General features: G+C 73.2%; 12 protein-coding genes. 2 read left to right on the top strand and 10 right to left on the bottom strand.

Going from position 1 to position 12,380, the window contains the following annotated elements:
• Positions 1-24: 24 nt before the first annotated feature.
• Complete coding sequence (locus tag Q9250_RS06665; protein WP_306233807.1) at positions 25-801, top strand: DUF4232 domain-containing protein; 777 nt, start codon at positions 25-27, stop codon at positions 799-801.
• 136 nt (positions 802-937) lie between these two features.
• Here Q9250_RS06665 and Q9250_RS06670 read toward each other — a convergent pair whose 3' ends face one another.
• From Q9250_RS06670 to Q9250_RS06715, 10 genes are all read right to left on the bottom strand, one after another.
• Entirely contained in the window at positions 938-1,477 is a 540-nt protein-coding gene (locus tag Q9250_RS06670; RefSeq protein WP_306233808.1) for a type 1 glutamine amidotransferase domain-containing protein, read from the bottom strand.
• A 75-nt stretch (positions 1,478-1,552) separates the two neighbouring features.
• On the bottom strand, positions 1,553-2,479 hold the full coding sequence (locus Q9250_RS06675) for an alpha/beta hydrolase (RefSeq protein WP_306233810.1): 927 nt from the start codon (positions 2,477-2,479) through the stop codon (positions 1,553-1,555).
• Positions 2,476-3,252 (bottom strand): glucosamine-6-phosphate deaminase, encoded by a 777-nt coding sequence (gene nagB / locus Q9250_RS06680; protein WP_306233811.1) that lies wholly within the window; start codon positions 3,250-3,252, stop codon positions 2,476-2,478. Before nagB ends, Q9250_RS06675 begins: the two co-directional genes overlap by 4 nt.
• Positions 3,252-3,944 carry an N-acetylmannosamine-6-phosphate 2-epimerase gene (locus tag Q9250_RS06685; RefSeq protein WP_422665100.1) on the bottom strand — a complete coding sequence of 231 codons (693 nt, stop codon included), beginning with the start codon at positions 3,942-3,944 and terminating at the stop codon, positions 3,252-3,254. The genes nagB and Q9250_RS06685 overlap by 1 nt, the downstream gene beginning before the upstream one ends.
• A gap of 2 nt (positions 3,945-3,946) precedes the next feature.
• Positions 3,947-4,957: an ROK family protein gene (locus Q9250_RS06690; RefSeq protein WP_306233814.1), complete on the bottom strand. Its 1,011-nt coding sequence runs from the start codon at positions 4,955-4,957 to the stop codon at positions 3,947-3,949.
• Positions 4,957-5,904, bottom strand: a complete 948-nt coding sequence (locus Q9250_RS06695; protein WP_306233815.1) for a dihydrodipicolinate synthase family protein — start codon at positions 5,902-5,904, stop codon at positions 4,957-4,959. Before Q9250_RS06695 ends, Q9250_RS06690 begins: the two co-directional genes overlap by 1 nt.
• 22 nt (positions 5,905-5,926) lie before the next feature.
• Positions 5,927-6,760, bottom strand: a complete 834-nt coding sequence (locus tag Q9250_RS06700; protein WP_306233816.1) for an ABC transporter ATP-binding protein — start codon at positions 6,758-6,760, stop codon at positions 5,927-5,929.
• On the bottom strand, positions 6,757-8,865 hold the full coding sequence (locus tag Q9250_RS06705; RefSeq protein ID WP_306233817.1) for a dipeptide/oligopeptide/nickel ABC transporter permease/ATP-binding protein: 2,109 nt from the start codon (positions 8,863-8,865) through the stop codon (positions 6,757-6,759). Before Q9250_RS06705 ends, Q9250_RS06700 begins: the two co-directional genes overlap by 4 nt.
• Position 8,866: 1 nt before the next feature.
• Positions 8,867-9,823 (bottom strand): ABC transporter permease, encoded by a 957-nt coding sequence (locus Q9250_RS06710; protein ID WP_306233818.1) that lies wholly within the window; start codon positions 9,821-9,823, stop codon positions 8,867-8,869.
• Between the two features lie 94 nt (positions 9,824-9,917).
• The gene (locus tag Q9250_RS06715; RefSeq protein ID WP_306233819.1) at positions 9,918-11,507 is read right to left on the bottom strand and encodes an ABC transporter substrate-binding protein; all 1,590 of its coding nucleotides are present in this window, start codon (positions 11,505-11,507) and stop codon (positions 9,918-9,920) included.
• A gap of 140 nt (positions 11,508-11,647) precedes the next feature.
• On the opposite strand from Q9250_RS06715, the gene Q9250_RS06720 reads away from it, so the two are divergent.
• Positions 11,648-12,361, top strand: a complete 714-nt coding sequence (locus tag Q9250_RS06720; RefSeq protein ID WP_306233820.1) for a FadR/GntR family transcriptional regulator — start codon at positions 11,648-11,650, stop codon at positions 12,359-12,361.
• Positions 12,362-12,380: the final 19 nt, after the last annotated feature.

Raw genomic sequence — 12,380 nt, forward strand, 5'->3', positions numbered from 1 at the left:
CACCGCGACGCTAGGTTCGCAGCTATGACGCGCGCCGATCCGACCCCCGTCGACCGGCGCGCCGGCTGCACCGCCCGAACGGCGGTGCCGATGGCAGCGCTCGTCTGCGCCGCGGCCGCGCTGCTGACCGCCTGCGGGCCCGCGCCCGACCCGAGGCCCGAGCCCACCGCGTCTGCCGCGATCGTCGAGGACAGCGCTCCCGCCGCGGCGCCCGTGCCGCACGAGAGCGAGCTGGCGCCGGGCTTCGACAGCCCGCCCGACACCGCGGCCGTGCCCGACGCGTCGCTGACCGCCGACGAGCTGACCGCGCTGCTGCGCGTGCCGGCGACTGCGGCGCTGCGGCCCGAGACCTGCGCGGCCGACGGCGTCGACATCGAGCTGTGGGGCTACGACGTCGCAGCCGGCAGCCGGTTCTCGACGCTGAGGGTCACGAACACGTCGGCCGAGCCGTGCAGCGTCGCGGGCTTCCCCGGCGTCGGCGCGCGCGGCGAGTGGGGCAGCGGCTTCCTCATCCTGGCCGAGCAGGATCCGATCGACTCGGGCGACGGCTCGCCCGTCACGCTCGCACCGGGTGCCGCGGCCAGCGCGCCGATCCGCTGGACGGGTGCGCTCGCCGGCGCGCACGACGAGCGCATCTCGCTGCTCGTCGTACAGCTGGCGCAGGGGCAGGAGCCGCTGCGCGTCGCGCCGACGATCAGCGCCGAGTCGATGATGGGCGGCGACAGCGGCGAGCCGCACGAGGCCACGATGGACGTGGGGATGCTGACCACCGTGCGCGTCGGATCGTTCAGCGCGGCGTGATCTCGGCAGTGCGCCGCGGACGGGCCACCAGCCGGCGCTCGGCGGGCTGCACGACCGTCGAGCGCGGCTGAGCACGCACGACAGAGCCCAGCACGTCCGACGTGCCGGGCTCTGTCGTGCAGCAAGCAAGTGCGCGTCAGCGCTGGTGCAGCCCCTCGGCGAACTCCTCGACGATCTTCGCGTTGAACGCCGGCAGGTCGTCGGGCGTGCGGCTCGACACCAGCCCGTTGTCGGTCGCGACCTCCTGGTCGACCCAGGTGGCGCCCGCGTTCTCGAGGTCGGTCTTCAGGCTCGGGTAGCTGGTGATCGTGCGGCCCGAGACGGCGCCGGCCTCGATCAGGATCCACGCGCCGTGGCAGATGACGCCGATCGGCTTGCCCTGCTCGACGAAGCCGCGCACGAGCGCGACCGCGTCCTCGTCCATGCGCAGGTGGTCGGCGTTCACGACGCCGCCCGGCAGCACCAGGGCGTCGAAGTCGGATGCCTTCACCTGCTTGGCCACCGCATCCACCGTCTGGGTGTGGCCCTTCTTGCCCTCGACCTGACCGTCCTTCGGGGCGATGAGGGTCGGCAGCGCGCCGGCGCCCTGCACGGCCTCCCAGGGGCTGGTGAGCTCGGAGTCCTCGAAGCCGTCCGTCAGCACGAACGCGACCTTCTTGCCTGTGATGTCAGCCATGTCTCCTCCTTGCGGTTGGGTGTCTGGGGTACAGATCGACCGCACGCGCGGAGTCTGGGCAGACCGTGAACGCGGCTACAGCCCGCCCTCGAGCAGGCGCCGCAACCACTCGCGGCGGGCGCGGTGCGCCTCGATCGACACCGTCGCCTCCTCGACCAGGCAGTCGGATGCGTGGAAGGCCCCCGACCACACGTGCAGCTCCGCCTGGTTGCCCGCCGCCAGCAGGCGGGCGGCGAAGGCCAGCACGTCGTCGCGGAAGAGCTCGGCCGCGCCGACGTCGAGGTAGGTGGGCGGCAGGCCGTGCAGGTCGTCTCGCTCGCCCGGGCGGGCCTGCTCGGCACCTGCGAGCACGGCCGACCATGCCGCCGCGTCGCTGCCGGCGCCCCACGACGGGTCGGCCGCGAACTGGGCGCGCGACGGCGTGCCGGCGCCGCCGACCATCGGGCACGACAGCAGCAGCCCGTCGAGCGGCACGTCGGCGTCACGGGCAGTGAGCGCCACCGCCGCCGCGAGCCCGCCGCCGCCGCTGTGCCCGGCGAGCACGAGCGGCAGCCCGGCCACGGCGCGCACGGCCGTCAGCACCGCATCCGTCATCGCATCGAGCGAGTGCTCGGGCGCGAGCGGGTAGTCGAGCGCGAGCACCTCGATGCCGAGCTCGGCGGCGTGCCGTGCGAGCAGGTCGGCCCCGGAGGAGCGGTCGCCGCCCACCATGCCGCCGCCGTGCAGGAAGAGCACCCGGCCGCGCAGCTCGCCCGCGGGGCGCAGCGCGGTGGCCGGCATGCCGCCGAGCCGCAGCTCGACCGCCTCGAGGCCGAGCTCGGCGGCCGTCTGCCCGATCGGCACGCGTCGGCCCTTCCCCGCGACGCGGTAGCGAGGGATGTCGTCGACACCGGTCAGCGGCGGGAGGGAGCGCGCGAGCTCGACCAGCGCAGGTCGCAGCGGCGGGGCGACGGCCGGCCGCGGCCCGCCGGCGGCGGCCTGGAGCACAGGGTCGGCGGTCACCGCACCGCATCCCGGTGCTCGGCCACCTCGCGGTAGTAGTCGGTCAGCTCGAGCCCCGACGCGGCCGCCTGGTCGACGAGCACCGTCACCTTCGGGTGCAGCTGCAGCGCCGTGCACGGCCACCGCGCCGAGATCGCGCCCTCGACCATCTCGCGCACCGCCACGGCCTTCGCGAAGCCGGTCGCGATGACGACCGCGTGCCGCGACTCGAGGATCGTGCCCAGCCCCTGGGTGAGGCAGTGGCGGGGCACCGCGTCGACGTCGCCGTCGAAGAAGCGGGCGTTGTCGCGCCGCGTCTGGGCGGTGAGCGTCTTCACGCGGGTGCGCGACGCGAGCGACGACGACGGCTCGTTGAAGGCGATGTGCCCGGTCGTGCCGACGCCCAGGATCTGCAGGTCGACGCCCCCGGCCGCGGCGACCTCGCGCTCGTAGGCCGCGCAGGCGGCGTCGAGGTCGGATGCGGTGCCGTCGGGCCCGAGCACGGCCCCGGGCGCGAAGTCCACGCGCGAGACGAGCTCGGCGTCGATCACCGAGCGGTAGGAGCGCGGGTCGTCGGCCGGCAGCCCGACGTACTCGTCGAGCATGAACCCGCGAGCGCCCGCGAACGAGACGGTGCCCGCGGCGACCCGCGCCGCGAGCACGTCGTAGGCGCGCAGCGGGCTCGAGCCGGTGGCGAGGCCCAGCACGGCGTCGGGCCGCCGCTCGAGCAGCGCCTGCACCTCGTCGGCGACGAGCGCGCCGATCCGCTCGGCCTCGGTGATGACGATCTCCATCAGTGCCTGCCCTCCTCGATGGCGGCGACGAACCATCCGGTGATGGTGGTCGGATGCGTGATGGCCGTGCCGACGCAGACGCTCGTCGCGCCGGCGGCGAGTGCCGCTGCCGCGTGCGCCGGGGTGTGGATGCGGCCCTCGGCCATGATCGGCAGCGCGCAGCGCGCCGCGATCTCGGCGATCAGCGCGAGGTCGGGGCCCTCGGTCTTCGGCCGCTCGCCGGTGTAGCCGGCCAGCGTCGTGCCGAGGATGTCGGCGCCGGCGGCCTCTGCGGCGATCGCGTCGTCGAGCGAGCCGCAGTCGGCCATGACGAGCACGTCGTGCTCGGCGCGCAGCGCTGCGATGGTGCCGGCGAGGCTCAGCCCGTCGGGCCGCTCGCGGCGGGTGCCGTCGATCGCCACCACGTCGGCGCCCGCCTCGGCGACCGCGAGCGCGTGCCGCAGCGTGGGCGTGATGAAGACGCCGTCGGCGCCGTCCTTCCAGAGCCCGATCACGGGCACCTCGAGGTCGGCGGCCGCGCGCAGGTCGGCGATGCCCTGCAGCCGGATCCCGGCTGCACCGCCCGCCACCGCTGCGCGGGCGATGCGCGCCATCGTCTCGGCGTCGCGCATGGGCTCGCCCGGGTAGGCCTGGCAGGAGACCACCATGCCGCCCCGCAGCTGCTCGAGGGTCTCGCTGCCCGTCGTCCGCATCCTCATGCCCCCACCATCTCCCACGCCGCTGCGGCCGCGCCGTGCAGCGGTGCGGCTCCGCCGAGGCTGCCGGCGACGACCGGCAGGTCGTGCAGCACCTCGATCAGCTCGGTCCGCAGCGCCGACTCCATCGGCGCCCACCAGACGGCGCCCGCGGCGACCACGCCGCCGCTCAGCACCACGAGCTCCGGGTCGAGCAGGGTCGCCGCGCCCGCGATCGCGCGGCCGACGGCGGCGGCCGAGTCGGCGACGGCGCGGCGCGCGATCGGGTCGTGCGGTGCGCGCCCTGCCACGCCCCGCGCATCCGCTACCGATCGATCGCCGCCGAGCGCGAGGTAGTGCCGGTGCAGGCCCAGGCCGCCGCCGATGGCCTCGAGATGGCCGACGCGGCCGCAGGTGCACCGCAGGCCCGCGGCGCCGACGGGCACGTGCGCGAACGCGCCCGCGACGTGGCGGTGTCCGCGCAGCACGCGGCCGTCGACGATGACGGAGGCGCCGATGCCGGTGCCGACGGCGACCATCAGGGCGCTGCGCGCGCCGGCGGCCGCGCCGCGGCGCAGCTCGCCGAGCGCGTGCGCGTCGACGTCGTTCTGCACCTGCACGGGTGCGTCGCCGACCAGGGGCGCGAGCCGCGAGCGCAGCGAGGCTGCGAGCGGCGTGCCTGCCCAGTCGGCGAGCGTCTCGGTGGCCCACACGATCGCGCCGCGATCGACGTCGACGGTGCCGGCGGTGCCGACGCCGGTCGCCACGACACGGGCGCCGGGCGCCCTCTCGACGACCTGCTGCGCCAGCGCCACGACCGTGCCGATGATCGCATCGGGTCCGTCGGCGCCGGGCGTCGGCGCCTGCGCCATGGCCAGCACGGCGTGCTCGCCGTCGAGCAGTGCGACCGCGGTCTTCGTGCCGCCGATGTCGACGGCGAGCACGGCGTCGCCGAGCGAGCCGTCGCCGTGGCGGCCGTCGCCGAGGCTGCGATCGCCCAGCGAACCGTCGCCGTGCCGGCCGTCGGTCATCACACCGGCTGCGCGGCGAGCCCGAGCTCGCGCACGATGCCGCGGATGCGCTCGGTCGTCTCGCCGTCGAGCGGCTGCACGGGGTGCGCCATGGTGGCGTGGTCGATGATGCCGCGCTCGACCATGGCGGTCTTGAACGCACCCACGCCGGCCGCGTCGCCCGAGCGGCCGAGCGGCTGGAAGACGATCTCGAACAGGCGGTTCAGCTGCTCCTGCTCGTCGCGGGCGGCAGCCCAGTCGCCGCGCCGCACGGCGGCCCAGAGCCGCACGTAGCCGGCAGCATCGACGTTGCCGAGCCCGGGCACGACGCCGTCGGCGCCGGCCAGGCCCATCGCGTCGACCACCATCTCGTGGCCGGTGAGCAGCACGAGCGGGCTGCCGGCGGCGGCGTTCGCGGCGAGCAGGCGGCGGAAGCCCACGTCGTCGCCCGAGGAGTCCTTCACGCCGGCGACGACGCCCTCGGCGCCGAGGCCGACCAGCAGCGCCGCCGACAGCTTCTTGTGCACCCGCACCGGGATGTCGTAGGCCCACAGCGGCACGTCGATCGCTGCCGCGATGGCACGGAAGTGGTCGGCGATCTCGGCCTCAGAGCTGATCGCGTAGATCGGCGCGGTCGTGACGATCGCGTCGGCGCCGGCGGCGGCGAGCCGGCGCGCGGTCTCGATGACGCGGCCCGCCGTCAGCTCGATGGCGCCGGCGATGATCGGCACCCGGCCGGCGTTCGCTCGCACGATCGTCTCGAGGATCGCGACGCGCTGGTCGTCGGTGAAGTAGGCGGTCTCGCCGGTCGAGCCGAGCGCGAAGAGCCCGTCGACGCCGTCGGCGACGAGCCGCTCGACGAGGCGCTCCAGCGAGGCGACGTCGAGCGAACCGTCCTCGAGCAGTGGGGTCGCGACGGGCGGCACCACGCCGGCGAAGGGGCGGGCGGGCAGCGAAGGGGTGGTCATGATGCGGGCTCCTGATGGGGGTTCAGCTGAGGTGCGGGGCGAGCAGCGACGGCGCGGCGCCCAGCAGCGTGCGCGTGTAGTCGTGCTCGGGCTCGTCGAAGACCTGCTGCGCGCTGCCCAGCTCGACGACGCGGCCGTGGCTCATCACCGCGATCTCGTCGGAGAGGTAGCGCACGGTCTGGATGTCGTGCGAGATGAAGACCATGCCGAGGCCGAGCTCGTTCTTGAGGTCGGTGAGCAGGTTGAGGATCTGCGCGCGCACCGACACGTCGAGCGCCGAGGTGGGCTCGTCGGCGATGATCACCTGCGGGTCGAGCGCGAGCGCCCGAGCGATCGCCACGCGCTGCCGCTGGCCGCCCGAGAGCTGGCCGGGCAGGGCGTCGAGCGTCGACGACGGCAGGCCCACGAGCGAGATCAGCTCGCGCACCCGCGCGCGCCGGCTGCGGGCGTCGCCGATGCCGTGCACCTCCATCGGGTCGGAGAGCGCATCGCTGACGGTCATGCGGGCGTTGAGCGCCGTCGCCGGATCCTGGAACACGACCGAGAGGATGCGTCCCAGTCGCCGGCGCACCGGTGCGGTGAACCCGCGCACGGTCTCGCCCGCGATGACGACCTCACCCGAGGTGGGCGTCTCGAGGCCCACGAGCACCTTCGCGGTGGTCGACTTGCCGGAGCCCGACTCGCCGACGATGCCGAGGGTCTGCCCCCGCCGCACGGTGAGCGAGACGCCGTCCATCGCATCCACGTACTGCCGTCGGAAGAGCGAGGAGGAGCGCGCCTTGTAGCGCACGTGCACGTCGCGCAGCTCGATGACCGCGTCGGTGCTGTGGGCGGCGGTCGCGGTTGCCTCGCTCATGCTCGGACCTCCAGGGGCTCGACCGGCGCATCGTCGGGATGCGCCGCGTAGACGTGGTCGGTGTCGCCGATACGTCGCATCACCGGGGTGACGCCGGCGCCGCGCGCCGGGTTCGACGAGCGCGGCGCGAACCGGTCGCCGGCGGGGAAGTCGCGCGGCGACGGCACCGTGCCCGGCACCTGGTGCAGGCGGTCGGAGCCCGACTCGATCGAGAGCACCGCGCCGAGCAGGCCGCGGGTGTACTCGTGCACGGGCTGCGTCAGCAGCGCCCGGTTCGAGCCCTGCTCGACGACCTGGCCGGCGTACATGACGGTGACGCGGTGCGCGAGCTCGGCGACGAGCGCCAGGTCGTGCGAGACGAACACCATCGCGAACCCGAGCTCCTCGCGCAGCCGGTTGAGCAGCTCGATCACCTGCGCCTGCACCGTCACGTCGAGCGCGGTGGTGGGCTCGTCGGCGATGATCAGGCGGGGGTCGCGGGTGAGCGCCATGGCGATCAGCACGCGCTGGCGCTGGCCGCCCGAGAGCTCATGCGGGTACGAGGCGAGCGTCCGCCGCGGGTCGAGGCCGACCAGCTCGAGCAGCTCCTCGGCCGTGCGGGTGCCGCCGCGGCGGGTGAGCTGCCGCATCTGGCTGCGCACCGTCATCGAGGGGTTCAGCGACGACAGCGCGTCCTGGTAGATCATCGCGATGTCGTGGCCGAGCAGCGCCTGGCGCTCCTTCACGGGCATCGTCAGCAGATCCTTGCCGTCGAAGAGGATGCGTCCGGTGATCTCGGCGCGCGGGTCGAGCAGCCCCATGATGGCGAGCGAGGTGATCGACTTGCCGCAGCCCGACTCGCCCACCAGCGCCATCGTCTCGGAGGGCCGCACGGTGAACGAGACGCGGTCGACGACCGCGACGTCGCCGTGGCGCGGGAAGCGGATCGAGAGGTCCTGCACCTCGAGCAGCGGCTCGTCGGGCCGGTCGTGCACGAGCCGGTCGGCGCGCTCGAGCTCGCGCTCACGCAGCTCGGCGAGGCGCTGCTCGAGCGGCACGACGCGGGTGGTGGCGTGCAGCGCGGGCGGCGCGTCGAGCGCGGCGCCGGCAGGTTCGCCGATCTCGAGCGCGGGCTCCGCCTCGCCCTCGGGGCTGACGACGGCGGCGTCGAGCCCTGCGGCAACCTCGGCCGGGCTGGCGCCCTCGGCCAACGGGGCCTGCGCGGCCTCGAGGTCGTGCGTGGCCTCCTCGGTCGCGGCCGCATCCTCGGTGAGCCTGCGCGCCCGGGGCGAGACCATCGCATCCGTCATGCCCTCTGCCAGCAGGTTGAGCGCCAGCACGGTCAGCATGATGAGGAGGCCGGGGAAGAAGGTGGCCCACCAGAAGCCGCCCATCACGAGGTTGCGGCCGGCGGCGATCACGTTGCCCCAGGAGGGCTCGGGGTCGGGCACGCCCGCCTGCAGGAACGACAGCGACGCCTCGAAGACGATGGCGTCGGCGACGAGCACGGTGGTGAAGACCAGCACGGGCGCCATGCAGTTGCGCGCGACGTGTTTGATGATGATGCGGGGCGTCGAGGCGCCCATCACGCGCACCGCGGCGACGTAGTCCTCGCCGTACTGGTCGAGCACGTTGGCGCGCACGATGCGGGTGAGCTGCGGCGTGTAGAGGAAAGCGATCGTGAGCACGAGCACCGGCAGCGACTGGCCGAAGACCGCCACGAACACGGCCGCGAGGGCGATGCCGGGGAACGACATGACGATGTCGAGCACGCGCATGAGCGTCTCGGCGATCGCGCGGGGCGCGGTGGCGGCGATCGTGCCGAGCACGGCGGCGATCGCCAGCGCCACGGCGGTCGCGCCGATGCCGATCACGAGCGAGTAGCGGGCGCCGTGCACGAGGCGGGCGAAGATGTCGCGGCCCTGCCTGTCGGTGCCCATCCAGTGCTCGGGGCTCGGCGGCAGCACGGGCGGGCCGGATGCGTAGGGGCTGCTCACGAAGACCGGCCCCAGTGCCGCGAAGAGGATGACGAGCACGAGGAAGGAGAGCGCGATCTTCGCGCCGAGCGAGAGGCCGCCGAGGCGGAGGCCGGGAGCGGAGAGCCGCTGGGTGAGTGCGCGTCGCATGTCAGACCGTCCTGATGCGGGGGTTGATGAGCACGTACAGGAGGTCGACGACGATGTTGATCACGACGAACGCGAGGGCGACGGCGAGCGTCACGCCCTGCACGAGGTTCGGCTCGTTGTTGGTGACGCCGTTGAGGATGAGCGTGCCCATGCCGGGCAGCGCGAAGATGATCTCGATCACCACGGCGCCGCCGAGCAGGTAGCCCACCCGCAGGCCGAGCACCGTGACGGGCGTGATGAGCGCGTTGCGCAGCACGTTGCGGCCGATCACGACGGCTCGCGGCACACCGGCGCCGAGCGCGGTGCGCACGTAGTCGCGGTCGAGCTCCTCGACCATGGCGGTGCGCACGACGCGCGAGAGCTGGCCGATCACCGGCACCGCGAGCGAGACCGCCGGCAGCGCCATGCGCGCCAGCCAGCCGCCGAAGTCTTCGGTGGGCGAGGGCAGGGCGCCCGAGGCGGGCAGCACCTGCAGCTGCAGGGTGAACAGCTGGATCAGCAGCACGGCGAGCCAGAACGACGGCGTCGAGAGCGACGCGATCGACAGCACGCGGATCGCCTGGTCGGGCCAGCGGTCGCGGTAGAGGGCGGCGATGACGCCGAGCAGGGTGGCGACGACGACGGCGATGATCAGGCCGAGGAACGTGAGCTGCAGCGTGATGGGGAAGGCCCGCAGCACGTCGTCGATGACGGGCAGCTGGCGCGCCGAGTAGGTGCCGAGGTCGCCCTGCAGCATGCCGCCGAGGAAGCCGAGGTAGCGCACCGGCAGCGGGTCGTCGAGGCCGAGGGAGGCGCGGTAGGCCTCGCGCGCCTCGATCGAGGAGCCTTCGCCGAGCGCCGTGATGGCGGGGTCGACGTCGGAGAACGACATGACGAAGAAGACCAGGAACGTGATGCCCAGGATCATGATGGGCAGCTGCAGCAGTCTGCGTCCGATGAGTCGGAGCGTGTTCGACACCGTTGTCCTTCCAGCTCGAGTGGGGTGCCGCGGGTGCGGCCGGAGGGGACTGGGGCGGGGCTGACCCGCCCCAGTCCCGGTGCGGGGCGCCGGCCTACTGGCCGGCGACGCCCACGTCAAGGAACGACAGGCCGGTGGTCGGCACCGGCTCGAAGCCGAGGAGCTGCTGCGAGTCCCAGGCGCTGGGCAGCTGGCGGTGCAGCAGAGGGTAGAGCGGCACCTGCTCGGCGACGAGGTCGATCGCATCGTTCCAGGCCTGCTGCTGCTCGTCGCCCGAGACGCGCACGCCCTGGTCGAGCAGCTCGGTCAGCTGGGCGAACTCGGGCGAGTCGGCCCACGCGTAGCGCGTGTTCGACCACACGTTGTCGCCGTACCACCAGCGCAGGAGCACGTCGGCGTCGTTGCCGAAGACCGAGGGGTCGCCGGGTGCGATCATCACCTGGAAGCCGCCGCTGTCGACCTTCGCGTACTGCGCGGGCGACTGGCCGATGTCGAGCGTCGTCGAGATGCCCACGGCGTCCAGCGACTCCTTGATCAGCGGTGCGAGCTCGCGCACCCAGCCGGTGTCGGTCATGAGCAGCGTGATCTCGAGGTCGCTGACGCCCGCCTCGGCGAGCAGCTCCTCGGCGCGCGCCGGGTCGTACGAGTACACGGTGGATGCCTCGTTGTAGTTCGGGTGCGTCGAGGGCAGGAACGAGGTGGCCGCCTCGGCGTTGCCGAGCAGGCCGGTCTCGATGATGCGGTCCATGTCGAGCGCGTAGTAGAACGCCTGGCGCACGCGCGGGTCGTCGAACGGCGCCTGCTGCGTGTTGAACATCATGAACAGCAGGCCGAACGACTGCACCGCCTCGACGTCGGTGGTGGCCGAGAGGCCCTCGGCGTCGATGTAGGGCACGTCCTCCATCGCCTGGATGGTGCCCGACTGCATCGCGGTGACGCGCGCGGCCGGGTCGGAGAGCAGGTTCCAGTTCATGCCGGCCGCGAGCGCGGGGCGCGGGCCGTTGTAGGCGTCGTTGCGCTCGAAGACCAGCTTGTCGTCGGGCACTGCCGAGACGAGCGAGTAGGGGCCGGTGCCGATCGGCGTGGTGCCGAAGGCCTCGGCGTCGGCCTCGACGACCGCCTTGGGCACGATCTTGACGATGCCGAGGCGCTCGTTGACGAGCGAGAACGGGTAGTCGGTGGTGATCCGCACGGTGTCCTCGTCGACGGCCTCGACGGTGTCGATGAAGTCGATCATGCTCGTGAAGAGCGAGCCCGACGCGGGGTCGAGCACGCGCTCGAAGCTGAACACGACGTCGTCGGTCGTGACCGGCGAGCCGTCGTGGAAGGTCGCACCCTCGCGGATGTCGAGCTCGTAGGTGGTCTCGTCGATCTCTGTCGGGAGGTCGACGGCGAGCGCCGGGTAGGCCTCGCGGGTGACGGGATCGAGGTCGACGAGCCCCTCGAAGATGTGCCAGTTCGCCGAGACCGTCACCGCGCCGGAGGCGAGCATGGGGTCGAAGCTGCCGCCGAGCGAGTACGAGATGCCGGCTTCGATGATGGCGTTGGGGTCGACCGCGGCAGCGCTGCCGGAGTCCTCGGGTGCGGGTGCTGCGCTGCCGCTGCAGGCCGCGAGGGCCAGCGCAGCGACGGTGGCGCCCGCGACGGCCATCGCCACGCGGCGACGGGAGTCGGTTCGGGTCATGTCTGCTCCATCCAAGGTGTGCAAGGGACGCTGTTCCAAAGATCAGACGTCTGACGTACTATAACCACATCGGCGAAGACAGCACAATGACCGAAGCGGTGCACGAGCCACGATCGTCACCGCGTCGAACTGGAGGACCCATGAACCGCAGCGGCAGGCGCGACGCCCGGATGCGCCGGAACACCACGGCGGATCAGATCAAGCAGCTGATCATCTCGCGCGAGCTCCAGCCCGGGGACGCGATGCCGACCGAGACCGAGCTGTGCGAGATCCTCGACGTCTCGCGCTCCTCGGTGCGCGAGGCGATGCGCACGCTCTCGACGCTCGACATCGTCGAGGTGCGCCACGGGCACGGCACCTTCGTCGGCCAGATGTCGCTCGACGCCATGGTCGAGGCGCTCGTCTTCCGCGGCGTGCTCTCCCCCGGCGGCTCGCTGCAGGCGCTGCGCGAGGTGGTCGAGGTGCGGCTCGCGCTCGACCTGGCGCTCACCGACCGCGTCGTGGGCACCGAGCTCGACGAGACCTGCGTCGAGGAGCTCGAGGAGCTCGTCGCCACCATGGTCGCGAAGGCGAAGGCCGGCGAGATGTTCCTCGACGAGGACCGGGCCTTCCACACCCGCCTGTTCGAGTCGACCTCGAACCGGCTCGCGGGCCAGCTGATCGGCGCGTTCTGGGATGTCCACACCGCCGTGCTGCCGCAGCTGCACATCGGGGTCCCCGAGGACATCCGCAGCACCGCGCAGGCGCACGGCGACATGCTCGCCGCCGCCGTCGCCGGCGACGCGGATGCCTACCGCCTCGCGGTGCTCGAGCACTACCAGCCGCTGCAGCGGGTGCTCGCCGAGCGCGGCTGAGGCCGCGGCGCCGCAGCGC

Source organism: Agrococcus beijingensis (assembly GCF_030758955.1).
Lineage (GTDB): Bacteria > Actinomycetota > Actinomycetes > Actinomycetales > Microbacteriaceae > Agrococcus > Agrococcus beijingensis.